A 25202-nucleotide genomic window follows, 5' to 3' on the forward strand; every position below is an offset into this window, starting at 1 on the left:
GCGCCGGGGCGCTCTTTTTCAACGCGCCGCCGCTTTCGGATAGGATTGCCTGCCTGTTCCCGAGATTACGGAGTTGCCGTGTTCGGATTGTTCGGCCCGCGTCCGGCGCGCCAGATGGAGCGTTTCCGCGCCCGCTACACCGGGCGCTCGCTGATCGTGCACCGGGGATTTTCCGGCGACTGGCTGGAGGAGCTGCTCAAGCAGCCCGGAGGAGGCGGACATTTCCGCATCGACAGCCGTCGTCTGCCGGCCGGTCGGGGCGCGACCCCGGTGGAATGGCTGGTGCAAACCCATGTTCTGCCGCTGGAGCTGCCGCAGCCGCTGTTCCTCGACATCCGCGAGGACGCGGTGCTGGCGCGGCATCTGGTGCGCGGCGAGCACGTGGTGCACCCCTCGGAGATCGCCTGGTTCCAGGAAGAGCTGGACACGCGGCATCACGCCCGTCTGGAGTTTGTCGGGAACGAACACATGCGGGCGGAGGTCGGTATTCCGGTCGAGGACAACGAGGCCCTCAGCATGCTGGAGCATCTCGGACTATGAGCGCGACCGAACCTTTCCTCTGTGCCAGTGCCACAGGCGACGAGCCCCGGACACTGGCCGCCGAACTCGCCGGTCAGCTTGGCGAGCTGTCGCCGGCCCCGGACGGCCGCGTGCGCGTGGGTTTCATCTGCATCTCCGACGAGATCGCGCGTAACGCCCGGCTGCTGCTGCGCGAGCTGGGCCGCCGGCGGCCGATCGACCATTTCGTCGGCGGCATGGGCATCGCGGTGATGGGCCGCCAGCACGAGTTCTACGACGGGCCCGCCGTCACCCTGATGGTCGGGGAGTTCCCGGCGGACTCCGTGCGCCTGATCCGGCATCCGGTGCGGTCCTTCGATGAACTGACCCGGGCCCTTGAGGGCTTTGTCGATCCGGCCACGCCGGCGCGACTGATTCTCAACGCCGATCCGCGCCTGGAAGACGTGGAGGGGATCCTGACCCGTATCGGCGAAGAGACCGCATGGTTCGCGACCGGCGGGATCAACTCCGGCGCGGACGACGCGGTCCAGATCGCCGATGGCGTGATGAGCTCGGGGATCACCGGTATCGTGCTGCGCGACGACGTGCCGCTGGTGGCCCGCCACACCCAGGGCTGCACCCCGCTGCCCGGGCAGCACGAGCTGACCGAGACCTGGCGCAACATCGTGGTGCGCCTGAACGGCGAGCCGGCGCTGCCGGCGTTCCGGCGGATCATCGGCGACGTGCTTTCGCGCGATCTGAAGCGGGCCCTTGGGTACATCCAGATCGGGTTCCCCATCCCCGCATCGGATACCGGGGACTATCGCGTGCGCAATATCACCGGCGTCGATATGGACCAGGAGCTACTGGCCGTGGGCGAGACCCTGGAGCAGGGGTCACGGGTGCTGTTCGTGCGCCGCGACGGCCAGTCGGCGCACGAGGACCTGGAGCGCATGCTGCAGCAGATCCGTGAGCAGTGCCCGGAAGGGATCCGCGGGGCGATCTACGTGTCCTGTCTGGGGCGCGGACGGCATCAGTTCGTGCACGCGGACGTGGAGCTGGGCACCGTGCAGCGGGCCCTGGGGGACGTGCCGCTGGTGGGCTTCTTCGCCAACGGTGAAATCTTTTCCAACCGTCTGTACGCCTACACCGGCGTGCTGACGCTGTTCACCTGACAACGCCCCGCCGGGGCAGGGGAGAGGCATGGAGTATCGCAAGCTGGGACGCACCGGCATCGACGTGAGCCTGATCGGCCTGGGCACCATGACCTGGGGCGAACAGAACACCGAGGACGAGGCCTTCGAGCAGCTGGACTATGCGCTGGAGCGCGGCATCAACCTGATCGATGCCGCGGAGATGTACCCGGTGCCGCCGCGGGCCGAGACCCAGGGGCTGACCGAGCGCTACATCGGCAACTGGCTGCGCTCGCGCGGCTGCCGCGACCGCGTGGTGCTGGCCTCCAAGGTCGCCGGGCCGGGCATGGACTATCTGCGCGGCGGCACGCAGCTGACCCGCGAGCACGTCGAACAGGCCGTCGATGCCAGCCTGGAACGCCTGCAGACCGACTGCATCGACCTCTATCAGGTGCACTGGCCGGCGCGCTCGACCAACTTCTTCGGCAAGCTGGGCTACGTCCACGATCCGGACGACCGGGCCACGCCGATCGAGGAGACCGCCGCCGCGCTGAAGGACGTGGTCGCCAGCGGGCGGGTGCGCTACATCGGCATCTCCAACGAGACGCCCTGGGGTTTCATGGAATGGCTGCGCCAGCACGAGCGCGGGCTGGCCGAGCGCATCGTTTCCATCCAGAACCCCTACAGCCTGCTGAACCGCAGCTTCGAGGCCGGTCTCGCCGAGATGGCGATCCGCGAGGATGCGGGCCTGCTGGCCTACTCCCCGCTGGCCTTCGGCATGCTCTCCGGCAAGTATCGCGACGGACGCAAGCCCGAGGGGGCGCGCCTCACGCTGTACGAGCGCTTCCAGCGCTACAGCAATCCGCAGGCGCTGGCGTCCACCGAGGAATACGCCCGGCTGGCCGAGGACCACGGGCTGACGCCGACCCAGCTGGCGCTGGCCTTCGTCAACCGCCAGCCGTTCGTGACCAGCAACCTGATCGGGGCGACCACGATGGAACAGCTGCGCGAGAACATCGACTCGGTGAACGTGGCGCTGTCGGACGAGATCCTGCAGGCCATCGAGGACATCCACGCCCGTTACACCTACCCCAGCCCGTAGCCCGGGGGCCGGCGGCGTGGAGCTGTTCGACACCCACGTCCATCTCGATCTGGATCCGTTCGATCCGGACCGCCCGGCGGTGCTGGATCGTGCCCGCGCCGCCGGGGTCACGCAGATGGTCCTGCCCGGCGTGACCCGCGAGCGCTGGGCGGACATGGATGCCCTGACCCGGCGCGAGCCGGGGCTGTACGTGGCCCGCGGCCTGCATCCGGTGTTTCTCGAACAGCACGCCGATGCCGACCTGGACGCCCTGGACGCCGCCCTGGATGCCGATCCGCAGGCGGTGGCGGTGGGCGAGACCGGGCTCGACGGCTTCGTGGCGGGGCTCGACTTCGATACCCAGTGGCGGTTCTACACCGCGCAGCTGGCCATCGCGCATAACCACGACCTGCCGGTGATCCTGCACTGCCGGCGCGCGGTGGATGCGATCCTCAAGGGGCTGCGCCAGCACCCGGGCGTGACCGCCATCCTGCACAGCTTCTCCGGCAGCGAACAGCAGGCGCGACAGGCGGTGGATCTGGGCTGCGTGCTGGGGTTCGGCGGGCCGGTGACCTTCGATCGTGCGCGGCGCCTGCAGCGGATCGTGCGCGACCTGCCGGAGGAGGCCCTGGTGCTGGAGACCGACGCGCCGGACCAGCCGCTGGCCGGGCATCGCGGCGAGCGCAACGAACCGGCGATGATCGCCGGGGTCAACGCGGCCGTGGCGCGTTTGCGCAACACGGACCCCGTCAGTACCGCTATACTCACAACCCGGAATGCACGCCGGGTTTTCCGGCTGGATACGGTCCGGACCAATGAGCGGCACTGACGAACTGCCACACGACGCCTATACCGAACGCACCGATCTCCTGCTGGGGGCGGATGTCACTGCCGGCCTGCGCGACCGGCATGTCTTCATTGCCGGGCTGGGCGGGGTTGGCAGCTATGCCGCGGAGGCCGTCGCCCGTGCCGGGGTCGGCCGCATGACCCTGGTCGACCACGATGTGGTCGCGCCGTCCAATCTCAATCGCCAGCTGGTGGCCCTGCGCTCCACGGTGCAGCATCCCAAGACCGACGTGATGGCCGAACGCATCCGCGACATCGATCCGGCGATCGCGGTGACCGTCCGGCGCGAGTTCCTCAACCCGGACACGGTCGCGGAGCTGATCCCGGAGGATGCCGATTACGTGCTGGACGCAATCGATTCCATCGCCTGCAAGGCCGCCCTGGTGGCCGGCGCGCAGGCTCGCGGGGTGCGGGTCATCTCGGCCATGGGGGCCGGCGGCCGCATCGACCCGCGCGCGGTGCGCGTGGGGCCGCTGGACGGCACCCGGGTATGCCCGCTGGCGCGGCAGATGCGCAAGCGCCTGCGGCGGCTGGATGCGCGCCTGGACTATCCGGTGGTGTTCTCCATCGAGAACCCGAGCAAGGGCACCGAGCACCGGCCGGTGGACGGGCCGCTGGGCGGGCGGCCGCGCTCGGTCAACGGCACCATCTCCTATCTGCCGGCGCTGTTCGGCCTGACCGCCGCCGGCGAGGTGATCCGCAGTCTGATCGACCGCTGAGGCTGGCTCTTTCGCCTGCAAGCAGGCTCCTACATTATCTGGTTGCATCGCCCCGTCTGCGGGAGCGCGCTCGCACGCCTGGTTCGCCTGCAAGCAGGCTCCCACCTTTCCGGTTGCATCGCCCCGTCGCCCCATCAATCCATCTGTGGGAGCGTGCTCGCACGCGAACCGGCAGGGCCCCGGGGTACTCAGCCCTTGCGCCGCTTGCGGCTTTCCTCGGCGTGCTTGAGCACCAGGGCGAGGTTCTGTTTTTCCACCTCGGTCACCTGCGGGTCCTGGTTCACGGCCTGGCGCAGGTGCCCGATCAGCTGATCCAGTTCCTCGCGGCTGATCTGCTGGAAGTTGAAGCCGCCGCCGTAACGGGATTCCAGTTCGTCCCAGTAGTCGGCCAGCGGCGGGCGGTAGTCGTCGGTCATGCGTGTCTCCCGGTCGGCCCGGCGTGTGTGTGCGCCGCAGTGTAGCGGCTAGGGAAACACTGATCTATGTACGCGCCTGTCGGTCCGCCGGCGACCGGCGAGTTTCCCTCGGGCGGCGGGTTGCGGTGTAATGGCGCCCCCGAACCGGACTGTCTGCGAGCCGCATGCCGATTACCGCCATCTATCCCGGGACCTTCGATCCCGTTACTCACGGGCACACCGACATCGTGCGTCGCGGCGCCTGCCTGTTCGACCGGGTGGTGGTGGCGGTGGCCGCGAACCCCGGCAAGAGCCCGGCGTTCCCGCTGGAGACCCGCGTGGAGCTGACCCGCGAGGCCCTGAAGGATGTTCCGCGGGTGGAGGTGATCGGGTTCGACTCCCTGCTGGCCCATTTCGTGCGCGAACAGCAGGCCACGGTGATCCTGCGCGGCCTGCGTGCGGTTTCCGACTTCGAGCACGAATTCCAGCTGGCGGCCATGAACCGTCAGCTCGCGCCCGAGGTCGAAACCCTGTTCCTGACACCCGCAGAGGAATACAGCTTTGTCTCGTCCAGTCTGGTACGGGAAATCGCGCGCCTGGGCGGCGATGTCTCAAAATTCGTGAGCCCCGGGGTGGCGCGCATGCTGGCCCGGGATCCCGGGGTGGCCGACTGACCGCTCGCACCCCTTCCTGGCCCGAGGAGGAAAAGCCATGGCCCTGATGATCACCGACGAATGCATCAATTGTGACGTCTGCGAACCCGAGTGCCCGAACGAGGCCATCTACCCGGGCGACGAGATCTACGAGATCGATCCCAACCTGTGCACCGAGTGCGTGGGGCACTACGACGAGCCGCAGTGCCAGCAGGTCTGCCCGGTGGACTGCATCCCCCTGGATCCGGACCACAAGGAGACCCGCGAGCAGCTGATGGCGAAATACGAAGCCCTGATGGCGGCGAAATAGCCGGGGCGGCCTGTCATGCGGCGCCACCTCCTGACCGTCACGCTGTTCGGGCTGCTTGCGTCCCCGCTGGCCTCCCCGGTCGTTGCCGGGCCCGCCGACACGTCTGCCGATACGCCCGGCGAACATGCCGTCGCCACCGCCCATCCCGAGGCCACCGCGGCCGGCGAGGCGATCCTCGCCGACGGCGGCAATGCGTTCGATGCGGCGGTGGCGATCACCGCGGCGTTGGGTGTCGCGGAGCCCTATGGCTCCGGGCTGGGCGGCGGGGGCTTCTTTCTGCTGCACGAGGCGGACAGCGACCGCACGCTGATGCTCGATGCGCGCGAGACCGCGCCCGCCGCGGCCGATCGCGACATGTACCTGGACGAGGACGGCGAGGTTGTCGACGGGCTGTCGCTGGACGGGGTGCTGGCCGCGGGTATCCCGGGGATGCCGGCGGGCATGGATCATCTGGCGACGGAGTACGGTGCGCTGTCGCTGGAACGCAGCCTGGCCCCGGCGATTCGCCTGGCGGAGGAAGGCGTGACCGTCGGGCCGCGTTATCAGCAGATGGCCGAGTTCCGGCATCAGGCGCTGCGCGACGGCGCCGATGCCGCAGGGATCTTCCTGCGCGACGGCGGGCCGCCGGAGGCCGGCACGGAGCTGGTGCAGCCGGATCTGGCCGATACCCTGCGGCGCCTCGCCGCCGAGGGCCGTGACGGCTTTTACACCGGCGAGCTGGCACAGACCCTGGTGGAGGGCGTGCGCGAGGCCGGAGGGATCTGGAGCACCGAGGACCTCGCGGGTTACGAGGTGGTGGAGCGCGATCCGGTGCGCCTGGAGTGGAACGGCGCCGAGATCGTGACCGCCGCGCCGCCGTCTTCCGGGGGCGTGGCCATCGGCCAGATCCTCAACATCCTGTCCTTCCACGATCTGGATGCGATGGAGGAGGACGGCCGCATTCATCTGATCCTGGAGGCGATGCGCCGGGCCTACCGTGACCGCGCCGAGTACCTGGGCGATCCGGATCATGTCGACATGCCGCTGCAGCGGCTGCTGTCACGCGATTACGCGGCCGGCCTGCGCGCCGGCATCCACCCCGACCAGGCGACGCCCAGCGACGGCCTGCCGCCGGTGGTGGAGCCAGGGAATCGTCCGGGGATCGATGGCGCGGCGGAGAGCCCGCAGACCACGCATTTCTCGGTGATGGATGCCGATGGCAACCGCGTGGCCGCGACCCTGACACTGAATTACCCGTTCGGCTCCGGCTATGTGGTCCCGGGCACCGGCGTCCTGCTGAACAACGAGATGGACGACTTCTCCGCCAAGCCGGGCGAGCCCAACGCCTACGGCCTGATCGGCTTCGAGGCCAATGCCATCGCCCCGCAGCGGCGGCCGCTGTCGTCCATGAGTCCCACCTTCGTGGACACCGGCGATCGCGTGGCCATTCTCGGCACGCCGGGGGGCAGCCGCATCATCACCATGGTGCTGCACGGCATCCTCGGCGTGGTCGACGGTCGGCCGATCGACGAGGTGGTGGAGGCCCCGCGCTGGCACCACCAGTACCTGCCCGACCGGGTCGAATTCGAGACCGGGGCCTTCGACACCGAGCTGCGCGGCAAGCTGGTGCAGCGTGGCCATCGTCTGACCCCGCAGGTGCGCCCGTTCGGCGACATGCAGGCGGTGCTGTGGGAGCGCGCGGCCGGACGGCTGGAGGCCGCGTCGGATCCGCGCGGCGAGGGCGAGGCGCGCGTCTTCGAACGCTGAGCCGCTGAGCCCCGGGTCAGCGCTGGCAGCTCGGGCAGTAGGCGCTGGCCCGCTGACCCACGCTGCGGGTGCGGATCGGCGTGCCGCAGACCCGGCAGGGCTCCCCGGCGCGCCCGTAGACCTGCAGTTCCTGACGGAAGTAGCCATGGCTGCCGTCCTCGCGCAGGAAATCGCGCAGGGTCGTGCCGCCGCGCTCGATGGCAGCGGCGAGTACGGCCTTTACGTGTTCGGCCAGGCGCTGGTATTCCGCGCGGGTCACGCGGCCGGCCGCGCGGCCGGGGCGCACACCCGCCAGAAACAGTGCCTCGGTGGCGTAGATGTTGCCAACGCCGACCACCGTGGCCTGATCCATCAGAAAGGCCTTGACCGGGCCACGGCGGCCGCGGCTGCGCCGGAACAGGTAGTCGCCGTCCATGTCCGCCTCCAGCGGTTCCGGCCCCAGACCCTCCAGCAGCGGATGGGTGGCGGGGCCGCCGTCCGGCGCGGGATCCAGTGGCAGGCAGCAGCCGAAGCGTCGCGGATCGTGCAGGCGGATCTCGCTGCCGTTGTCCAGCATCAGGCGCAGGTGATCGTGGCGCCGCAGCGGCGTATCCGGGGGGCAGTGGCGCAGGCTGCCCGACATCCCCAGATGCAGCAGCAGTCCGGTAGCATCGGTATCCAGCAGCAGGTACTTCGCCCGCCGCCGCAGGCTGCGCACGGTGGCGCCGGCGATCCGTGCCGGGAGATCCGCCGGGACCGGCCAGCGCAGCCGCGCGTCGCGAACTTCGAGTTGCAGGATGCGCCGTTCGCGAAGCAGGGGTTCGAGGCCGCGCCGGGTGGTCTCCACCTCCGGCAGCTCAGGCATGCACGCCCTCGATCTCGATCAGCAGCTCCTGGCGGCAGACATCGCCGCGTACCCATTGCACCGGCGGAGTCCGTTCACCGTAGTGCTCGCGCAGGATCGCCTCCACGGTGTCGCGATGCTCCGGGTGGCGCAGATAGACCCGCAGCCAGCGCAGCCCGGGCAGATCGGCGCCACCCTCGGCATGCAGGGTGTCCAGGTTGGCCAGGGTCTCGCGAGTCTGCGCGGCGATATCACCCGGGTGCCGGCTCTCGTGCCCGGTGATGCTGGCGGTGCCGGAGATCAGCAGCATCGGGCCGCGCGGCGTCTCGATGCGGGTGGCGCGGGCGAAGCTGGGGCTTTTGGGGCTGTAGCGTTCGGGGTAGTGGTACGCGCTGACCTGGCGCGGGTTCTCCACCGGAGTTCCGGGTTCGCGCGCGGCGATGGCGTGCACGAACAGGCCGGCGTGGTCGGACCCGATCGCGGTGGCGGCGGGCATGCCGCCCAGCGGGATCTCCAGGGCCTCCAGGGCCTCGGCGCGCCCGGTGCAGAAGGCCTGATAGCGTTCCAGCCCCTGCTCCGGCTCGTGGATGCGGCCAAAGAAGTTCCACATGCGCAGCAGGTACGGATAACCCGCCTCGCGGCAGGCCGCGACCAGGTCCCGGTATACGTCCCGGGTGCGTTCGCGCAGGTCGTCGTCGGGGCCTTCCCGCGCAATGAACAGGACGTCGCCGCAGACCATCCGGTAGACGCCCCCTGCTCCGGACGGGGCGCTGCTCGCCGGCCCGGCGAACCAGCGTTCCTCCGGCGGGGCGGGGTCCAGCGAGGCCAGCCCCGGGTCGATCGCCAGGGTCGTGCCGTTCGCTCCCGCGCAGCGGATACCCGGATCGTTCGCGGGCCGCAGGCTCAGGTCTGCGGGCTCTGCGGATGCGGTATCCGCCGGTATCAGGCGTGTATCCAGATCAATGGTCATGTGCTGCTCGCTCCCTGCATCTCCACCAGCATGCTCTCCGTCCAGCGTACCGCTTCCATGTACAGTCGCCCGGCAACCTGGGGTGACACCGGCGAAACCTCGAACGGGAACCGGCGATCCGGGTCTTCGAAGGTCTCGATAATCCGGGGTACGGCGCCCAGCTCCCCGCTGTGCTCCAGCAGGGCATCCTCCATTGCCGGGCTCAGATTGAGCTCGCCCAGTACCCGGTGCAGCGGAATGCCCAGCACCCGGTCCAGCCCCGACAGCAGGCCGAGGGTGAAGTAGCGCTCGGACTCGTTCGGCACGCCCGAAGGCGCGGCGAGCAGCGCGGCCATGCGTGCCCGGATCATGACCTGTTCCAGGCCCTGGCGCTGCGGGGTGCTGGTGCGCAGGGCGGCAACCATCGCCAGCGAGCGCACGCGGTCGGTCCCCAGCAGCACGATCGCCTCGCGCAGGGTCTCGATCGGACGGCGGTGTCGCAGCAACGGGCTGTTGGCCTGGCGCAGCACATGGATGGCCAGATCGGGGTGGGCATTGATCTGTGCGGCCAGCTGCTCGGCCGACATCTCCGGATCCTGCAGTTTCTCGATCAGCTGCAGCAGGCCGACTTCCAGCTGCTCCAGGCGCTGGCCCTCCACCACGTTGGGGTAGGACAGGAAAAAGCCCTGGTAGTACAGGAAGCCCAGCTCGCGGCAGGTCGCGTAGGTAGCGGCGTCCTCGACCTTTTCCGCCAGCAGCTCCACGTTGAAGGGTCGCAGGCGCTCGATCTCGGCGCGCAGGCTGTCGCCATCGAACGCCAGCAGGTCCAGTTTCACGATGTCCGCCAGCTCGATCAGGGGCGAGTCCTGTTCGCGGAACTGGTAATCGTCGAGGGCGATGCGGAAGCCGTGTTCCTTCAGCCGGCGCACGGCGGCGATGACCTCGTCGTCCACCACGATGTCCTCGAGGATCTCGAGCACTACCTGTTCGGGCGGCAGGCTTTGCAGGACCTCGTGATCGAGGAAGCCGCGCGGCAGGTTCACGAACGCGAGGTGTTCCCCGACGAGGTTCTCCATGCCGATGTCGATGAAGGCGCTGTGCAGCAGGTCGGAGGTCGCGAGATCGCCGTCCACCACGTTGGCCTCGCTGGCATTGGCCCCGGCCCGGAACAACAGTTCGAACCCGATGGTGCGTTCCTCGCCATCGAAAATGGGTTGCCGTCCGACAAAAATTGGCTGCATGCTTATTGTCTGCAAACGATGTGGATCGGTCCTTCCTGCGGGACACGGGCCGCAACAAGAGGAAACGCGACATGGATTCCATCAACGCGCCGTTCGGGGAGATCGTGGAGCTGCGCCAGATCCTGCACGACTCCGGGATGCCCCTGCTGCGGGTCATTATCCGCGATGGTGAACGTTACACCAAGATCGAGCTGGATCCGGCCACGGCCCATCGCTGGGGCAGGCTGATGACCCGCTGGGCCGAGGACGTGGTGGAGGCGCAGGGCGGCGACAGCTGACCCCGCCCCGCTCGAAGTCCGGCCACAAAAAAGCCCGGCATGGCCGGGCTTTTTCATGCGCGCGACGGGCCGCGCTTACTTGATCTTGGCTTCCTTGTACATCACGTGCTGGCGGATGACGGGATCGAACTTCTTGATCTCCATCTTTTCGGGCATGTTCCGCTTGTTCTTGGACGTGGTGTAGAAGTGACCCGTGCCGGCGCTGGAGACCAGCCGGATCTTTTCGCGCCCCTGATTCTTGGCTGCCATCGTGCTGCCTCCTTAGACCTTTTCGCCGCGGGCCCGGCAGTCGGCCAGGACTGCCTCGATGCCGCGCTTGTCGATGATGCGCATGCCCTTGCTGCTCAGGCGCAGCTTCACGAACCGCTTTTCGCTTTCCACCCAGAAACGATGGGTGTGCAGGTTCGGCAGGAAGCGACGCCGCGTCTTCCGCTGGGAATGCGAGACATTGTTACCGGTAGCCGGGCGCTTGCCCGTCACCTGACATACTCGGGACATCGGGGCTACTCCAGATGTTCGGGTCGGGACGAAAGATCGCGGATACTAGCGGATACCGGGGCCGCGCGCAAGGGTCGGGCGTCATGGACGGCGAAGGCGGTCCGTTGCGTCTATCTTTCGATGCGAAGTGAACCATGAGCTGCAACCAGCGGGGGAAGAGCATGAAGGGAGCAATGGTACGGGGTATCGCGGGCGCGTTTCTGGCCGGCATGATGGCAGGGCCGCTGGCAGCCAACGAGGCGCAGACCGGCGACGGCCAGTGGTGGTGGGACGATGGCTGGTGGCAGGAAGGCCAGCTGAATCCCGACATCGAGAACCACGAGGTCGAGGTTGAACGCCTGGAATACGAGCGTGACGGCGTGATCGTTCCGGCGATGGTCGCGCGCCCGGCCGACGGCGAGGACTATCCGGCCATCCTGTGGTCGCACGGGCGGCGCGGGCTGGACCATCTGGCCGAGCTGCACGTGAAACGCCTGGCCGCGCGCGGATTCGTGGTGCTGGCGCCGGATCTCTATACCGGTCGTTTCATCGAGACCCACCCGCTGGACCACGACTACGAACTGGAAGGGGATCTGGACCGCGGTCTGGACGAGCTGCTGGCGCGGGAAGACATCCTCGGCGACCGCGCCTGCCTGGTGTCGATCACCCGGGGCGGGTACAAGACCCTCAAGGTCACGGTGACCCATGAACGCCAGGTGGACGACGTGGCCTGCTGGGCGGGCTATTACCCGCATGTGCAGGACCCCAACCTGGGCGAACCCCACCAGGTGTATCGTTATGCCAGCGAATTCAATCAGCTGGAGATCCCGGTGATGATCCTGATCGGGGACGAGGAGCAGTACCAGCGCCACCGGACCGCAAAGATGGCCGCCGACGGGCTCGAGGATCGTGGTGGCGACGTCACGTGGATCGAGTACCCGGGCGTGGGTCGCGGCTTCGACTTCCGCAACGGCGACAACCGCACTTTTGCCGATGACCTGGCCGCGCGCGATGCCATGGTCCGCGTGACCCGCTTCGTCAACGAGCACCTGCGCGACTGAGGTACACATAAAGGGCGTGTTCCGGTGGTCAGATCACGCGGCGGCGGATGGCCGAGGAGATCTGCTCGAAACCGATAACAACGACCAGGATCACCAGGATGATGGTCAGTGCCTGGTCGAACTGGAACATGCGCATCGCGGTGGAAAGCTCTACCCCGATCCCGCCGGCGCCGACCAGACCCAGCACCACGGCCGAGCGGATCGCCTTTTCCACGCCGTACAGACTGGTCGCGGTCATCGAGGCCATCGACTCGGGGAGGATGGCGCCGAAGATCACCGAGAGCCGGCCCCCGCCGGTGGAGGTCAGCGCCTCGGACGGCCCCTTCGAGACCTCCTCCACGCGCTCGGAGAAGAAGCGCGCGCAAAAGCCGATGGTGTCCATGATGATGGCCAGGATCCCGGCCAGCGGGCCGAGCCCGACCGCGACGACGAAGATCAGCGCCCAGACCAGTTCCGGGATGGTGCGCATGGTGGCCACGATAGTCCGGCTGAGGGTCCGAACCAGACGGTTCGGGGCGGTGTTCGAGGCACACAGCAGGGCCATCGGCACGCTCAGGATGACACCGACCGTCACGCCTGGCGCCGTGATGACGTCGGCATGACCGTTCTCGCGCTCTGCGTGTCATGTAAACGGAGCGTCTTCCGGACGTAACGGGGCTGCCATTCGGCCCCGGTAGCTTCTGTTCCTGCCAATTTCAATGACGGGAGGGACAGAACGTGAAAGGCATTAAGTACACCGTAAATACCGCATTCATCCTCGGCCTGGGGGATGCAGTTAGCGCCCCGGCCGCGGCTGATCTGACGTTCGATCCACGCGGTCGTCTGCATCTGGACGCCGCTATGCACAACACTGACAACCTCGGAGAGGAAGCCTTTCAGGACGGGTTCCTGGTGCGGCGTGCGCGTCTTGGTGGCAGTGGTGATCTGGGTGGCCGCTGGGGCTATCAGATCGAGTTTGATTTCGCCGGTGGCAGCATCAGTTACAACGATCTCAAGATCTCGTATGACACGGATGCCGGTACACTCCAGATGGGTCAGTTCAAGGTGCCGCAGGGCATGGAAACACTGACCAGTTCCAATCGCATGACTTTCATCGAGCGGGCTTCATCTCAGGTTTTCACCGATTCCCGTCGCATCGGTGTCGGATTCGATCAGTCCGGTGATAACTATCACTATTCCGTGATGGGGTACTCGCACTCCATCGAAGGGGATCCGGATGGCGACGCACCGCTGGGCGCCGCCGGCCGCGTGACTTTCAATCCGGTTCGCGGCGATCAGGTCGTCCACCTTGGTGGTTCCCTGTCCCACGAACGCATTGCCAGCAATGCGCGCGAGGGCAGCGTGCGCTTTCGTGATCGTCCGGAATCTCGCCCGACCGAGGGGAATCGCCTGATCGATACGGGCAGCATCGATGCCCGCTCCACCACCAAGGCGGGCCTGGAGCTCGGTTTTCTCACCGGACCGTTCCACGCCAGCGCGGAATACATGCGGGCCGAGGTGGATCGTGACTCCGGTTCGGACGTCAGCTTTGATGGCTGGCATGTCCAGGCCGGCTGGGTCCTGACCGGCGAGACGCGTGGCTATCGTCCGACCGGTTTCCGCACCGTCGAGCCCGAGCGCTCGTCCGGTGCGTGGGAGATCGCCGCGCGTTACAGCTCGGTGGATCTGGGAGATTCCGGGATCCTGGGAGGGGAGCAGAAGAATTTCACTCTGGGGGTGAACTATTACGTCAATCCCAATCTGCGCTTCATGGCGAACTACGTGATGGTGGATGTGGATGACAGCGATGCCGTGGACGCCCTTTCGGAAGGCGCCTTCCGCGACGACAGTCCGGACATCTTCCTCGCCCGCATGCAGTACAGCTTCTGATCCCCTCGTAACGTCTTCGGGGACCTTCGGCCACCGGACATCCCGTCCGGTGGCCTTTTTTGTGCGCGCCAGAACGGTGAGCCACTCAGGGCGCAGCCCCGTCGCCGCTGGCCAGGGTGAGCGCCTGAGGCTGGGCCAGCAGCAGCGCTTCGTCAGCGACCTTCAGCCATTCGCCGCGGCTGGCCTCCAGCCGATGATCGTCGGCATTGATGGTCTGAGCGTGTACATTGATCAGTGTTTCCCTGGAGAACGGAAATGACGCATGTGTTGCCGGGCGATGACGACTCGGTAACACGGACGTTCAAGAACGGGAGGGGGTCATGTCGAGCTGTCTTTTGCGTGTCGCGGGGACGTTGTCCGTGCTCCTGCCCCTGGCAGGGCTGGCGGACGAGCCCGTGGTGCTGGATCCGGTGGAGGTGTCGGCGCCGCGGCTGACGACGCCGCTGGCGGAGCTGCCGGCCTCGGTCAGCCGGGTGGACGGGCGTCAGGCCACCGAGGGGCGCCAGGGGCTGCAGCTGGACGAGGCCCTGAATCGCGTTCCGGGGGTGTTCGCGCAGAACCGCCACAACTTCGCGCAGGATGTGCGCATCTCCATCCGCGGGTTCGGTTCCCGCGCTCCGTTCGGCGTGCGCGGGCTGCGCATCCTGCAGGACGGGATCCCCGAGACCACGCCGGACGGGCAGTCGCAGGTGGATGCGATCGACCTGCTGAACATCCGCGACATCGAGGTGCTGCGCGGGCCCAGCGCGGCGCTGTACGGCAATGCCTCCGGCGGGGTGATCTCGATCCGCACCCGGGACGGCAGCGAGCCGCGCGGGCATGGGGGCGGGGCGCTGGCAGGCTCGCACGGGTTTCGTCGGCTGGAGGCGACCAGCGAGGCGGACCTCGGCGAGCACCGCTACTCGCTGACCGCGCATGATTTCCGCATGGATGGCTACCGCGACCAGTCGCGGGCGGAAAAGCGCTATCTGCGCCTGCATACGGCAAGCGAACTGGGCGACGGCACGCTGCGTGCCCACCTGCGCTACCTGGACGCCCCGCGCACCGAGGACCCGGGCGGGCTGACCCGCGACGAGATGCGCGAGGACCGGCGCCAGGCCGCCCCGAACGCCGAGTCGCTGGATGCGACCCAGGAGGCCGAACAGCTGACCGCCGGGCTGCGCTGGGAACAGCCGGTGGGTGAGCTGGATCTGCGCGTCGGCGGATTCTGGACGCAGCGCGACTACGCCCAGCAGCTGCCGTTCCCGGGGTCGAGCCGGGTGGCATACGAGCGCGACTTCTACGGGCTGAATGCCCAGCTGGAAGGCGATCTCGGGCCGACGCGCTGGCTGGCGGGCGTGGATCTGGAGGAACAGCGCGACGAGCGGACGCGACGCTGTTCCGCCGGACAGCTGTTCGACCGTGATCCCGAGGAAGATGACCAGGCTCCCGGCTGTTCCGCGGACCCGAATGATCCCGTCACCAATCTTGCCCTGGAACAGACCGAACGCGCCCGCACCCGTGGCGCCTTCCTGCATACCGATACCCTGCTGGGCGAGGACTGGAACCTGGTGCTGGGGGCGCGCCACGATCGTATTCGTTTCAGCATCGATGATGACTTTTCCGAGGAGGTCGGCGAGCCGGATCGTTCGGATGGGCGCACCTTCCGCGAGGAGAGCCTGATGGCGGGGCTGGTGTGGCATTTCCGCCCGGGGCAGCGGGCGTGGGTGAACGTGGCCACCAATTTCGAGACCCCGACCTTCACCGAATTCGCCAATCCCGGGGGCGGAGGCGGCTTCAACCCGGACCTCGAGCCGCAGAAGGCTCGCAGCCTGGAACTGGGCTGGCGCGGCGAACAGGGTGCGTTCGGCTGGGAGGCGGTGCTCTGGAGCACACGGGTGCGCGACGAGATCACGCCCTTCCAGATCGAGGGCGAGGGGGACCGGGACTTCTACACCAATGCCGGGCGCACCGCGCGCGACGGGCTGGAGCTGGCGCTGGACTGGCAGGCGACGCCGCAATGGACCCTGAGCAGCGCCTTCACCCTCAATGATTTCCGCTTTCGTGAATACGAAGACGTCGACGGCGTGCGCCACGACGGCAATCGGCTGCCCGGACTGCCGCGCGAGCAGCTGTTCCTGGAGGCCGACTGGCGCGACGGTCCCTGGTTCGTCACCGTGGATGCCCTGCACGCCGGGGCGCGCTACGCCGACGACGCCAACGACGAGCGCGTCGGCTCGCAGACCACGGTCAACCTGCGGGCCGGGCGCGAGTGGACGCGCAACGGCGCGAATATCGAGACCTTCGTTGGCGCGAACAACCTTCTGGATGCCGACAACATCGACAACGTTCGCATCAACGCAAACTTCGGACGGTATTACGAGCCCGCCCCGGGGCTGACCCTGCGCGCGGGTCTGCGGGTGACCTTCGGGGATTAATCCCGGCGGTCGGGCGGATCGTCGGGGCCGTCAGGGCCGCCGGGGCCGTGCTGGTCGCGGTGGCGGGGCGGTTCGATCTCGTCCAGGCGGCCCTGCTCGATCTTGCGCAGGGTCTCGGCGTCGGTGGGGTCGTCCGGGTCTTCTTCCCAGGCGTAGCGCTGTGCCACCGGGAAGGGGTCGCGGCGGTACAGGAACCAGCCGCAGACCGCGCCCACGGTCGCACCGAACAGGTGCGCCTCGAACGACACGCCGGGGGTGGTCGGGAACACCCCCCAGAACATGCTGCCGTAGAGGAACAGCACGATGATCGTCAGCGCGATGGACAGCGCATCGCGGCGGCGGATACCGATGACCACGGCAAAGAACATCAGGCCGTGGGTCAGGCCGCTGGCGCCGATGTGCAGGCCCTCGCGGGCGAACAGCCAGACCCCCAGCCCGCCCATGATCCAGATCAGCGGGACCGCGGTGCGCGTGGCCTGCGGGAAGCCGTAGAGCGTGAGGATGCCCAGCACCCAGAGGGTGGGGGCGTTGGCCATCAGGTGCCCCCAGGATCCGTGGATCAGGGGCGAGGTGAAGATCCCCAGCGCGCCGACGCCGTCGCGCGGCAGGATGCCCAGACGCGAGAAATCCGCGCCCAGCACCTCCTGCAGGGCGTGGATCAGGACCAGGGCCATCACCCCGACAAAGGGCCACAGCAGCGCGCGCCGGAAGCGTTCGCGATCGGCCGCGGGGTCCGTCGGGGGTGCCGGGCGTCGCAGGTTCAGCATCGAACAAGACTGCCACGGGGGCGTGACGGGGAACAATGCACCGCCCGGGGCAGCGGTTTCGGGTCCGCGCGGGCAGCCCCGGCGGCGGACCCGGCTACCCCCGGGGCCGGCGTTCAGAGGCGGAACTGCGCCAGGGCGCGCTGGATCTCGCTTTCCACCTGCTTGAGCTCGTCGGAGGCCGCGCTGACGCGGTCGGCGGTCTCGGCCGACTGGTCGGCGCCGTCGGAGATCTGCACGATGGTGCGGTTGATGTCCTCGACCACGGTGGTCTGCTCGCGCGCCGCGACGGCGATCTGATCCGTCATCTCGGAGATGGTGTCCACCGACTGGCGGATCTGCTGCAGCGCGCCGTTCACTTCGGCGGTGTGTTCCATGGTGGTCTCCGCCTCTTCCTGGCCCTTCTTCATCACCGAGACCGCGTTGTTGGTGGCGCTCTGCAGCCGCGAGATCATGCCCTCGATCTCGTCGGTGGACTCCTGGGTGCGGGTGGCGAGCTTGCGCACCTCGTCGGCGACCACCGCGAAGCCGCGGCCATGTTCGCCGGCGCGGGCCGCCTCGATCGCGGCGTTCAGCGCCAGCAGGTTGGTTTGCTCGGCCACTCCGCGGATCACCTCGAGGATGGTGCCGATCTGGCGGGAATCCTCGCCCAGGTTCGAGACCGTGTCGGCGGCCTGTTCCACCGTGCCCAGCAGGGAGGACATCGAGGCCACGTTGCGTTCCATCACCTCCATGCCCTGGTGTACGGCGTTACCGGCCTCCTGGCCCGACTGCGAGGTGGCGTCGGTGTTGCGGGCGATCTCCTCGGCGCTGCTCTGCAGCTCGTTGATGGCGGTGGCCACGCGTTCGGTCTCGTCGCGCTGGCGCGAAACCGCCTCGCGCGCCCCGTAGGCCTCCTGGTTCAGGTTGTCGGTGGCCTGACGCAGGGTCTCGGTGCTGCCACGGGCCTTGCCCACGGCACTGGCGATCTTGTCGGTGAAGCGGTTGAAGGCGCGCCCCAGCGCGGCAGTCTCCTTCAGTCCGTGCTCTTCCAGCCGGCGGGTCAGGTCGCCGTCGCCGTCGGCGATCTCCTCCAGCGCGGTGGACGAGCGGTTCATGGCCCGGCGGATGGTGATGATGATGGTGGCCGCGCCGGCCAGTCCGAGGATGATGCCCGCGATGGCCAGCACCATCTGCGCCACCTGGGTGTTGCGCATGGTGGTGGTCAGTTCACCGGCCCGGGTCTCCGCACGCCGGGTGATGGCCTCGCTGAGCCCATCCAGTTCCCCGCGGGCTTCCATCAGCAGCGGGCCGATTTCGGTGCGGATCATGTCGGCATCCTGGAATGCCTCGGGCGAGCCGTGGACCTCGAAGATGTCGTCCAGCGCACCCCGCAGGGTTTCCAGTGATCCGGCGAAATCTTCCAGCGCGATTTCCTGTTCGAAGTCCAGGGTGGCGGATTGCCCTTCGAGATCCTCCACGATGCTTTCCAGCTGCCCGCGATAGAGATTCACGTTCTGGACGAAGGCGTCGTCGCGGAAGGCAAGGAAGCCGCGCAGGTTCGAGGTGACCTGCAGTGCGCTCATGCGCAGGTTATGGAACTGCTGCAGACGTTCCAGGGAACGCTGGAACTCCGGCAGGTTGGTCTCGGCGTCGATCATCGTGGACGCCTGCTGCGCCATGGCACGGGTGGCTGGATTGGCCCGCTGGTTGGCGATCTCCAGCGCGGGCATGTTGGCGGCGTCGTCGGTGGCCAGTTCGGTCAGACGGTCGACGTGGCCGTGGAAGCGGTCGACGTGTTCACGGACCGCTTCGGCCGAGCGGGCCATGTCGCGGTCGGCCGCCACCACGGGGTCGTTGTTGAGCTCCCGTGCCGCGGTCTGCAGGGCGTCCATGGATTCCAGCCAGGCGTCATGGTGGCCCTGCTCGTCGCTCATCAGGTAAAAGCCCAGGAAGGCCGCGCTTTCCTGCAGCCGCTGCTGGACTTCGTTGACCCGGGCGACGGCCGGGTAATCTTCTCCGGTCAGATTCTGTACGTCCCGGGCGCCGGTCTGCAGCGCGTGCAGGGCCATGACCGAGTTGATGACGAGGATCAGGACCACCAGACCGAAACCGGCCGTCAGCAGTCCGCGGATCGAAAACTTGTCCAGCATGAGTTGCTCCTCCGCCGGCGCCTCTGCGGGCGCTTGCTACCACCGCGTACGGGCGTACACGGAAAGGGTGACCCGCGGGTCGTGTCGTTTCTCCTGCTGTTACGGCAAAGATGCCCCGGAGTTGAGTGTTTCGTGGGGGGGCATCGCTCCCGGAGCCGCGAAAAGGCAGGTGGTCCGGCCGGGCTTCACCGGGAGAGACGCGGGCGAGAGCTTCAGGATTCCAGTTCTTCCCAGCGCTGGTAGGCTTCTTCCAGCTCCTGTTCCACTTCGGCCAGGCGCGCCTGCAGTTCGCGCACGCGCTCGCCGTCCCGCTGAGTTTCGGGGTCGCAGAGGGCCTGGTTGATCGAGTCCTGCTCCGTCTCCAGCGCCTCGATGCGGCCCGGGAGGGCCTCCAGTTCGCGGGCGTCCTTGTAGGAGAGCTTGCCCGAGCCCGAGCCCGAGCCCGAGGCCGCGACGGCGGGCTCCGGCGCCGGGGCGGTCCGGGTTGTGGCCCGGGATGCCGCGTCCGCGGCGGCCCCGGAGTCCGGCGCCGGGTCCCCCTCGATCAGGCGCCGGGTCACGCGCTCGGGCAGATCCGACCAGCCGCCGACGAACTCCTCGATGCTGCCATCGCCGGGGACCACCAGGGTGCTGGTGGCCACGTTGTCGAGAAACGCGCGGTCGTGGGTGACCACGATGGCGCTGCCCTTGTATTCGATCAGCAGCGACTCCAGCAGCTCCAGGGTCTCCACGTCGAGGTCGTTGGTGGGTTCGTCGAGCACCAGCAGGTTGGCCGGACGCAGGAACAGCTTCGCCAGCAACAGGCGGTTGCGTTCGCCGCCGGACAGCGCGGAGACGGGCTGGCGGGCGCGCGCCGGCGGGAACAGGAAATCGCCCAGATAGCTCAGCACATGGCGCGTCTCGCCGTTGACCGTCACCTGTTCACGGCCCTCGCCCACGGCATCCTGCACCGTGGTCTGTTCGTCCAGGTGGGCGCGGGTCTGGTCGAAGTAGGCGATGGTCAGCTGGGTGCCCAGCTTGACCGTCCCGGCCAGCGGCGGCAGATCGCCCAGCAGGCCGCGCAGCAGGGTGGTCTTGCCGGCGCCGTTGGGGCCGATCACGCCCAGGGTGTCGCCGCGCTGCAGCAGCAGGTTCACGTCGCGCAGCACCGGCGTGCCGGAGTGGCCGAAACTGGCGTGTTCGGCCTCGATTACCCGCTTGCCGGAGCGCTGTTCCGGGCTCAGCTGCATGCGCACCTGCCCCGCGCGCTCGCGGCGTTCGGCGCGTTTCTGACGCAGCTGCTGCAATGCGCGCACGCGGCCCTCGTTGCGCGTACGCCGGGCCTTGATGCCCTGGCGGATCCAGGCCTCCTCCTGTGCCAGCTTGCGGTCGAATTCCGCCTGATGCCGGGCCTCCACCTCCAGGCGTTCGGCCTGACGCTCGCGGAATGCGGCGATGGACGGCGGGTGCTCGTGCAGCTGGCCGCGGTCCAGTTCGAGGATGCGGGTGGCCACGTTCTCCATGAACTGGCGGTCGTGGCTGATGAACACCACGGTCATGCGGCTGCCGGTCAGAAAGCCCTCGAGCCAGCGGATCGCGGCCACGTCCAGATGGTTGGTGGGCTCGTCCAGCAGCAGGATGTCGGGGTCGCGCACCAGTTCGCGGGCCAGCCAGACCCGGCGCCGGAGCCCGCCGGAGAGGGTGGCGAACTCGGCCTCGGGGTCCAGCTCCAGCCGCGACAGGGTGGTTTCGACCCGGTTCTGCAAGCTCCAGCCGTCGATCGCGTCCAGCTGTGCCTGTACCGGCCCCATCTTCTCCAGGGCCTCGGCGTCGCCGCTGGCGGCCGCCTGGCTCAGGTGGTGAAAGCGTTCCAGCAGCCGCCCGGACTCGCCCAGGCCTTCGGCGACCACGTCGAACACGCTCCCCTCGATGCCCGGCGGCAGCTCCTGGGTCAGCCAGGCGACGGTCAGCCCGTCGCGGCGGGTGATGTCGCCGGCATCCGGTTCCACCTCGCCGGCGAGGATGCGCAGCAGGGTCGACTTGCCCTCGCCATTGCGTCCGGCGATCGCCACCCGCTCGCCCGGTTCCAGGCTCAGGCCGGTGCCGTCCAGCAGCGAGGCCATGCCATAGGCCAGGTGGATGTCGCGCAGGGTGATCAGGGCCATGGTTCAGCGTCTCTCATGTTCAGACCTCCTTCATGCGCCAGGCGCTCAGGGCCCCGGCCAGACTCATCAGCGCCAGTACGAAGATGGCGAATTCGGTGCCGGCCAGCTGGGCCACCAGGCCGAACAGGCCCCCGACCAGCAGCAGCACGCCGATGACGGTGTTGCTGACCGCGGTGAAGGCCGCGCGGGTCTCCTGCGTGGCCATGTCGACCAGATAGGTCTTGCGCCCCAGCCGCACGCCCGCGTGGCTGATGCCCAGCAGGAAGAACAGCACCGCATGCACCCAGCCCATGTCCAGCAGGGCGGCTCCGGCCGGGGCGAACCAGCTGCCCAGGGCGACGACGAAGCCCAGCAGCGTGGCCAGTCCGCCGGACAGCACGAGGACCCCGCGCGAGGAACGGTCGGACATCCGGCCCCACACCGGCGCGCTGAGCGCGGAGGCGAGCCCGCTGGCGAGGATCAGCAGGCCCAGGGTTGCCAGTGCCCCCTCGGTCGCATCCTCGGCCAGCAGCACGTAGAACGGCAGCGCCAGCGCGGTGCTCATCAGCAGTGCGCGGGTCAGCACGAAGTGGCCGAAGGCGCGGTCGCTCCACAGCAGGCGCAGCGAGCGCAGGGCCTCCCCGAATCCGTTGACGCCCCCTTCGGTGGCACCCGGGTCCTCGTGCAAGCGGGCGAACACCGCCGCCGCGATCCACCAGGCGCCCGCTGACGCCGCCAGCAGGGCCACGAACAGGCCGACACCGGCATCGTCCAGGCTGGCCAGCGTCAGGTACCCGCCCAGGGCCAGGGTGAAGAAGCCGGCGGCCGAGGCGGCGTAGCCCATCACCGTGCCGCGGCGCTGCTTGGCGATGGTCTTGCCCAGCACGTCCTTGGACGCCACCGAGTTGATGCCGCGGGACAGCGCAAACACGATCAGCAGGGCGATGATGGCCCAGCCCGCGGCGGCCCCCTCCAGGGTCAGGGCGGTGATGGCCATGCCCGCGACCGCAAACCCGGACAGCGCGCTGCCCAGCACCCAGAACCCCTTGCGGATGGCGCGGCGGCGGATCGAGGCGGCCACGAACAGCTGCGGCAGCAGCGAGCCCGATTCACGGATGGGGACCAGGAAACCGGCGAACGCGGCCGGGGCCCCCAGCGCGCTCAGCAGCCAGGCGAGAACCAGGCGCGCGGAGGCCAGTTCGTCGCCGATCTTGGACAGGGTATTGGCGACCAGGTGGACGAAAAAATTGCGTGGCTGCGCGTTGCACGCCCCCTCGGGGATGTCCTTGCAGGCACGGGCATCCTCGTCGCCGGCGATGGTCTCGTACAGGCTGACGAGGGGGCGTCGGCGTTTGTCGCGATCGGTCTCGGTCATGCAGTCCTTCCGTTGTGTCGCCCGTCATTGCGGGGCGCCGAGGGCGCCGTGACAGTCTCCGGACACCGACAGGGCGTTCGGCTCGGGTGCCTCCGCAGAAAAGATTGCCACGGCGCCTGCGGCGCCTCGCAATGACCGGGGTCGGGTTCCGGCGTAACGTTTGCTTTGCCGCGCTTGCCGCCGTTCGGAATCGCAAACTCGCAATGACCGGGGTCGGGTTCCGGCGTAACGTCCTACCGCCGCCCGGCCAGCGGGTCGTCGGGGTCGACGCTGTCGCGGAAGGGCTTGCGGCGGTCGAGGTTGGTCAGCTGGTAGACGTTGCCCAGCCAGTTGTTGATGACCGCCAGCGCGGTGTCGTGCCAGGTGTTGTCCAGGCGGTCCAGCAGCAGGGCCTCGGGCAGGGCCGGGATCTCGGTGCAGTGCTCCAGCGCCGCCTCCACGTGCTCGCGGTGTTCATCGAGGATCGCGGCCGCCTGCGGCATCAGGTAGTTCTCCGGCAGTGGCGGATAGGCCTTGCGGTCGCCCTCGATATAGCGCACCACTTCGCGCTTGTATTCCTTGAGCAGGCTGATCGAGTCGTACTCCGGATGGCCCTGGAAGAAGACCATGCGGAAACCGTCCGGCGAGGCGCCCAGATGGATGCCGGCTTCCTCGCTTTCCACCAGCACGCGCAGGCCGTGGCGTTCGAACTGCTCGCGGGTGACCTTGTTGTAACGGGAGTGCGGCACGTCGAAACGGGTGTTCACCCCGGTCACCAGCGGGTGCCCGCGGTCCACCACCCGGTGCGGGAACACGCCCCAGAGCTTCTCGCCCATGTGCTGGCGGTGTTCGTCGTAGTGCGATTGCAGCACCGCATGGGTCGCGAGGCAGGAGCACAGCGTGGAGGTCACGTTCTGCCAGGCCCAGTCCACCACCTCGGCCAGCGGTTCCCAGAACGGCTCCAGGGCCAGATCCGGCTGGGTCACGTTGGCCCCGGTGATGATCAGCGCGTCCAGGCCTTCTTCCTTGAGCTTCTCGAAGTCCTCGTAGTAGTTCTCGACGTGCTCGCGCCCCTTCCGGCCGCGCTTGAGCTGCGGCAGCGTGAACGGATGGATGTAGAACTGCGCGATCTGGTTGCTCTCGCCGATCAGGCGAAAGAACTGACGCTCGGTGGCCGCCAGTGCGGCATCCGGCATCATGTTCAGCAGCCCGATGTGCAGCGCGCGAATCTCCTGCTGGCGGGCGAAGTCATTCGGCAGGACCGACTCGCCCTCGCTGCGCAGGCGTTCGAAGGTGGGGAGTCCGGAGTGTGCAACCAGGGGCATTACAGTCGCCTCTCGCGTTCCAGGGCCATGCAGACCAGCTCGTCAAAGTCGGCCGCGTTGCGCACCCGGGCCACCTCGGTGGTGCTGACGGTGTAGCCCCAGGTCTCGGCGATCTGTTCGTAACGCGGCAGCCGCGCCCGGAACAGGCGCGAGAATACCCAGCGCACGAAGGCATTGGGGTCGATCTGGGCGACGTACTCCAGCTCCTCGATGCGCATGTATTCGGCCAGCTGCTGGTCGAGGAAGGCCTCGCGGTAGTACAGCGGCTTGGGGTTGGCCTCGGCGCGTTCGATCAGCTCCCGCTCGTCCTCGTCCGTGGCCTGGATATAGAGGATGATGGTGTGTTCGGCCAGGGTCTCGAGCACGCCGGGGCTGTCCAGCTCGCACACCGAACCGCCGGCATCGTTGACAAAATGCGGGTAGCCGAACAGGGTGCGCGCCTTGTGGATGAAGTCCGGCACGTCCAGCATCGCCTGCACTTCGGCCTCGTGGTGCAGGGCCTGGCGGCGCTTGAATTCGGTCAGCGGCAGCCCGCCCAGCTCCGGGTTGCCCAGCTTGCCGAGGAAGCTGGACACCGGGTGCAGGTTGTCGACGGTGATGTTGTTGATGATCTGGATGGAGTCCGAACGCAGCAGCTCGCGCAGGAACGGCACCTGCATCGCCTGGGACTTGATGTTGTCCAGGATCGGTTCGTTCAGGTAGCGCGTGCCGATGCGATAGTCGCCGGAGTAATGAAACCAGTCCTCCTGGCGCAGCATGTTGGACAGCCGCGTCTTGCCGACGCCCGACATCCCCAGCAGGGTGATGCGGCGGCCGTCCAGTTCGCGGTATTCGTCCGGGGTAAGACGCATGCGATCGGTGTCTCTCTATCGGCGCAGGATGAAGAGCACGCCGGCGGTCAGTGCCAGGGCGCTCATGACGTAGTGATCGTACTGGAACTGCAGTCCGAGCAGCCCGCGCAGGCCGTACAGCACGAGCCAGATGCCCAGCAGGATATTGCCGACCACG

At 68.1% G+C, this 25202-nt stretch carries 27 protein-coding genes; 12 read left to right on the forward strand and 15 right to left on the reverse strand.

Annotated elements, in window-relative coordinates:
• The first annotated feature begins 78 nt into the window (after positions 1–78).
• Genes F787_RS0104750 through F787_RS0104770 form a run of 5 tightly spaced genes read left to right on the forward strand, consistent with a single transcriptional unit; the run spans position 79 to position 4277 of the window.
• Positions 79–540 carry a hypothetical protein gene (locus F787_RS0104750; protein WP_019021552.1) on the forward strand — a complete coding sequence of 154 codons (462 nt, stop codon included), beginning with the start codon at positions 79–81 and terminating at the stop codon, positions 538–540.
• A complete protein-coding gene (locus F787_RS0104755; RefSeq protein WP_028491454.1) occupies positions 537–1673 on the forward strand; it encodes an FIST C-terminal domain-containing protein in 1137 nt (378 codons plus the stop codon). Before F787_RS0104750 ends, F787_RS0104755 begins: the two co-directional genes overlap by 4 nt.
• Positions 1674–1701: 28 nt before the next feature.
• Entirely contained in the window at positions 1702–2733 is a 1032-nt protein-coding gene (locus F787_RS0104760) for an NADP(H)-dependent aldo-keto reductase (protein WP_028491455.1), read from the forward strand.
• Positions 2734–2749: 16 nt separating this feature from the next.
• Complete coding sequence (locus F787_RS0104765) at positions 2750–3541, forward strand: TatD family hydrolase (RefSeq protein WP_028491456.1); 792 nt, start codon at positions 2750–2752, stop codon at positions 3539–3541.
• Complete coding sequence (locus F787_RS0104770; protein WP_018869033.1) at positions 3528–4277, forward strand: ThiF family adenylyltransferase; 750 nt, start codon at positions 3528–3530, stop codon at positions 4275–4277. Before F787_RS0104765 ends, F787_RS0104770 begins: the two co-directional genes overlap by 14 nt.
• 188 nt (positions 4278–4465) lie before the next feature.
• Here F787_RS0104770 and F787_RS0104775 read toward each other — a convergent pair whose 3' ends face one another.
• A complete protein-coding gene (locus F787_RS0104775; RefSeq protein ID WP_018947121.1) occupies positions 4466–4693 on the reverse strand; it encodes a hypothetical protein in 228 nt (75 codons plus the stop codon).
• Positions 4694–4857: 164 nt separating this feature from the next.
• On the opposite strand from F787_RS0104775, the gene coaD reads away from it, so the two are divergent.
• The 3 genes from coaD to ggt are packed head-to-tail and all read left to right on the forward strand — an operon-like array spanning position 4858 to position 7381.
• Entirely contained in the window at positions 4858–5346 is a 489-nt protein-coding gene (coaD, locus tag F787_RS0104780; RefSeq protein WP_028491457.1) for a pantetheine-phosphate adenylyltransferase, read from the forward strand.
• Between the two features lie 37 nt (positions 5347–5383).
• Entirely contained in the window at positions 5384–5635 is a 252-nt protein-coding gene (locus F787_RS0104785) for a YfhL family 4Fe-4S dicluster ferredoxin (protein ID WP_018936946.1), read from the forward strand.
• A gap of 15 nt (positions 5636–5650) precedes the next feature.
• Positions 5651–7381, forward strand: a complete 1731-nt coding sequence (gene ggt, locus F787_RS0104790; RefSeq protein WP_028491458.1) for a gamma-glutamyltransferase — start codon at positions 5651–5653, stop codon at positions 7379–7381.
• Positions 7382–7397: 16 nt separating this feature from the next.
• Here the strand turns inward: ggt and mutM are convergent, their stop codons facing one another.
• The 3 genes from mutM to F787_RS0104805 are packed head-to-tail and all read right to left on the reverse strand — an operon-like array spanning position 7398 to position 10394.
• Positions 7398–8225 carry a bifunctional DNA-formamidopyrimidine glycosylase/DNA-(apurinic or apyrimidinic site) lyase gene (gene mutM / locus F787_RS0104795; RefSeq protein WP_028491459.1) on the reverse strand — a complete coding sequence of 276 codons (828 nt, stop codon included), beginning with the start codon at positions 8223–8225 and terminating at the stop codon, positions 7398–7400.
• Positions 8218–9174, reverse strand: a complete 957-nt coding sequence (locus tag F787_RS0104800) for a hypothetical protein (RefSeq protein WP_019590544.1) — start codon at positions 9172–9174, stop codon at positions 8218–8220. Before F787_RS0104800 ends, mutM begins: the two co-directional genes overlap by 8 nt.
• Complete coding sequence (locus tag F787_RS0104805) at positions 9171–10394, reverse strand: EAL and HDOD domain-containing protein (RefSeq protein ID WP_019590545.1); 1224 nt, start codon at positions 10392–10394, stop codon at positions 9171–9173. Before F787_RS0104805 ends, F787_RS0104800 begins: the two co-directional genes overlap by 4 nt.
• Positions 10395–10465: 71 nt before the next feature.
• On the opposite strand from F787_RS0104805, the gene F787_RS0104810 reads away from it, so the two are divergent.
• Complete coding sequence (locus F787_RS0104810) at positions 10466–10672, forward strand: hypothetical protein (protein ID WP_019021560.1); 207 nt, start codon at positions 10466–10468, stop codon at positions 10670–10672.
• 75 nt (positions 10673–10747) lie between these two features.
• Here F787_RS0104810 and rpmG read toward each other — a convergent pair whose 3' ends face one another.
• Complete coding sequence (rpmG, locus tag F787_RS0104815) at positions 10748–10921, reverse strand: 50S ribosomal protein L33 (protein ID WP_018869042.1); 174 nt, start codon at positions 10919–10921, stop codon at positions 10748–10750.
• Positions 10922–10933: 12 nt separating this feature from the next.
• The gene (rpmB, locus tag F787_RS0104820) at positions 10934–11170 is read right to left on the reverse strand and encodes a 50S ribosomal protein L28 (protein ID WP_024329587.1); all 237 of its coding nucleotides are present in this window, start codon (positions 11168–11170) and stop codon (positions 10934–10936) included.
• Positions 11171–11343: 173 nt separating this feature from the next.
• Between rpmB and F787_RS0104825 the strand changes: the two genes are divergently transcribed.
• Positions 11344–12210, forward strand: coding sequence for a dienelactone hydrolase family protein (locus F787_RS0104825; protein ID WP_028491460.1), 867 nt, complete (start codon positions 11344–11346; stop codon positions 12208–12210).
• A 28-nt stretch (positions 12211–12238) separates the two neighbouring features.
• Here the strand turns inward: F787_RS0104825 and phnE are convergent, their stop codons facing one another.
• Entirely contained in the window at positions 12239–12784 is a 546-nt protein-coding gene (gene phnE / locus F787_RS15455; RefSeq protein WP_018869045.1) for a phosphonate ABC transporter, permease protein PhnE, read from the reverse strand.
• A 143-nt stretch (positions 12785–12927) separates the two neighbouring features.
• Here phnE and F787_RS0104835 point away from each other — a divergent pair, with 143 nt between their 5' ends.
• Positions 12928–14079: an OprO/OprP family phosphate-selective porin gene (locus tag F787_RS0104835; protein ID WP_028491461.1), complete on the forward strand. Its 1152-nt coding sequence runs from the start codon at positions 12928–12930 to the stop codon at positions 14077–14079.
• 85 nt (positions 14080–14164) lie between these two features.
• Here the strand turns inward: F787_RS0104835 and F787_RS17005 are convergent, their stop codons facing one another.
• Positions 14165–14374, reverse strand: a complete 210-nt coding sequence (locus tag F787_RS17005; protein WP_196799370.1) for a hypothetical protein — start codon at positions 14372–14374, stop codon at positions 14165–14167.
• Positions 14375–14399: 25 nt separating this feature from the next.
• On the opposite strand from F787_RS17005, the gene F787_RS0104845 reads away from it, so the two are divergent.
• Positions 14400–16496, forward strand: coding sequence for a TonB-dependent receptor family protein (locus tag F787_RS0104845; RefSeq protein ID WP_369774273.1), 2097 nt, complete (start codon positions 14400–14402; stop codon positions 16494–16496).
• Here F787_RS0104845 and F787_RS0104850 read toward each other — a convergent pair.
• From F787_RS0104850 to F787_RS17010, 7 genes are all read right to left on the reverse strand, one after another.
• Positions 16493–17263, reverse strand: a complete 771-nt coding sequence (locus F787_RS0104850; RefSeq protein WP_018869049.1) for a rhomboid family intramembrane serine protease — start codon at positions 17261–17263, stop codon at positions 16493–16495. The two genes, F787_RS0104845 and F787_RS0104850, sit on opposite strands and share 4 nt — an antisense overlap.
• A 113-nt stretch (positions 17264–17376) precedes the next feature.
• Positions 17377–19392, reverse strand: a complete 2016-nt coding sequence (locus F787_RS0104855; RefSeq protein ID WP_028491463.1) for a methyl-accepting chemotaxis protein — start codon at positions 19390–19392, stop codon at positions 17377–17379.
• A gap of 212 nt (positions 19393–19604) precedes the next feature.
• A complete protein-coding gene (locus F787_RS0104860; RefSeq protein WP_028491464.1) occupies positions 19605–21536 on the reverse strand; it encodes an ATP-binding cassette domain-containing protein in 1932 nt (643 codons plus the stop codon).
• Between the two features lie 19 nt (positions 21537–21555).
• Complete coding sequence (locus F787_RS0104865; protein ID WP_028491465.1) at positions 21556–22890, reverse strand: MFS transporter; 1335 nt, start codon at positions 22888–22890, stop codon at positions 21556–21558.
• A gap of 233 nt (positions 22891–23123) precedes the next feature.
• Entirely contained in the window at positions 23124–24194 is a 1071-nt protein-coding gene (locus tag F787_RS0104870; protein ID WP_018869053.1) for a homoserine O-succinyltransferase, read from the reverse strand.
• Positions 24194–25045, reverse strand: coding sequence for a hypothetical protein (locus F787_RS0104875; RefSeq protein ID WP_018869054.1), 852 nt, complete (start codon positions 25043–25045; stop codon positions 24194–24196). The genes F787_RS0104870 and F787_RS0104875 overlap by 1 nt, the downstream gene beginning before the upstream one ends.
• Positions 25046–25060: 15 nt before the next feature.
• Positions 25061–25201: a hypothetical protein gene (locus F787_RS17010; RefSeq protein WP_196800566.1), complete on the reverse strand. Its 141-nt coding sequence runs from the start codon at positions 25199–25201 to the stop codon at positions 25061–25063.
• Position 25202 lies beyond the last annotated feature (1 nt).

The organism is Thioalkalivibrio sp. ALE19 (genome assembly GCF_000428605.1).
Taxonomy (GTDB): Bacteria; Pseudomonadota; Gammaproteobacteria; order Ectothiorhodospirales; family Ectothiorhodospiraceae; genus Thioalkalivibrio.

Coding starts and splice junctions, on each gene's coding strand:
- F787_RS0104755 (WP_028491454.1), top strand. CDS start 537: ATGAGCGCGACCGAACCTTTCCTCTGTGCCAGTGCCACAGGCGACGAG.
- F787_RS0104760 (WP_028491455.1), top strand. CDS start 1,702: ATGGAGTATCGCAAGCTGGGACGCACCGGCATCGACGTGAGCCTGATC.
- F787_RS0104770 (WP_018869033.1), top strand. CDS start 3,528: ATGAGCGGCACTGACGAACTGCCACACGACGCCTATACCGAACGCACC.
- F787_RS0104775 (WP_018947121.1), bottom strand. CDS start 4,693: ATGACCGACGACTACCGCCCGCCGCTGGCCGACTACTGGGACGAACTG.
- coaD (WP_028491457.1), top strand. CDS start 4,858: ATGCCGATTACCGCCATCTATCCCGGGACCTTCGATCCCGTTACTCAC.
- F787_RS0104785 (WP_018936946.1), top strand. CDS start 5,384: ATGGCCCTGATGATCACCGACGAATGCATCAATTGTGACGTCTGCGAA.
- ggt (WP_028491458.1), top strand. CDS start 5,651: ATGCGGCGCCACCTCCTGACCGTCACGCTGTTCGGGCTGCTTGCGTCC.
- mutM (WP_028491459.1), bottom strand. CDS start 8,225: ATGCCTGAGCTGCCGGAGGTGGAGACCACCCGGCGCGGCCTCGAACCC.
- F787_RS0104800 (WP_019590544.1), bottom strand. CDS start 9,174: ATGACCATTGATCTGGATACACGCCTGATACCGGCGGATACCGCATCC.
- F787_RS0104805 (WP_019590545.1), bottom strand. CDS start 10,394: ATGCAGCCAATTTTTGTCGGACGGCAACCCATTTTCGATGGCGAGGAA.
- F787_RS0104810 (WP_019021560.1), top strand. CDS start 10,466: ATGGATTCCATCAACGCGCCGTTCGGGGAGATCGTGGAGCTGCGCCAG.
- rpmG (WP_018869042.1), bottom strand. CDS start 10,921: ATGGCAGCCAAGAATCAGGGGCGCGAAAAGATCCGGCTGGTCTCCAGC.
- rpmB (WP_024329587.1), bottom strand. CDS start 11,170: ATGTCCCGAGTATGTCAGGTGACGGGCAAGCGCCCGGCTACCGGTAAC.
- F787_RS0104825 (WP_028491460.1), top strand. CDS start 11,344: ATGGTACGGGGTATCGCGGGCGCGTTTCTGGCCGGCATGATGGCAGGG.
- F787_RS0104845 (WP_369774273.1), top strand. CDS start 14,400: ATGTCGAGCTGTCTTTTGCGTGTCGCGGGGACGTTGTCCGTGCTCCTG.
- F787_RS0104850 (WP_018869049.1), bottom strand. CDS start 17,263: ATGCTGAACCTGCGACGCCCGGCACCCCCGACGGACCCCGCGGCCGAT.
- F787_RS0104855 (WP_028491463.1), bottom strand. CDS start 19,392: ATGCTGGACAAGTTTTCGATCCGCGGACTGCTGACGGCCGGTTTCGGT.
- F787_RS0104860 (WP_028491464.1), bottom strand. CDS start 21,536: ATGGCCCTGATCACCCTGCGCGACATCCACCTGGCCTATGGCATGGCC.
- F787_RS0104865 (WP_028491465.1), bottom strand. CDS start 22,890: ATGACCGAGACCGATCGCGACAAACGCCGACGCCCCCTCGTCAGCCTG.
- F787_RS0104870 (WP_018869053.1), bottom strand. CDS start 24,194: ATGCCCCTGGTTGCACACTCCGGACTCCCCACCTTCGAACGCCTGCGC.
- F787_RS0104875 (WP_018869054.1), bottom strand. CDS start 25,045: ATGCGTCTTACCCCGGACGAATACCGCGAACTGGACGGCCGCCGCATC.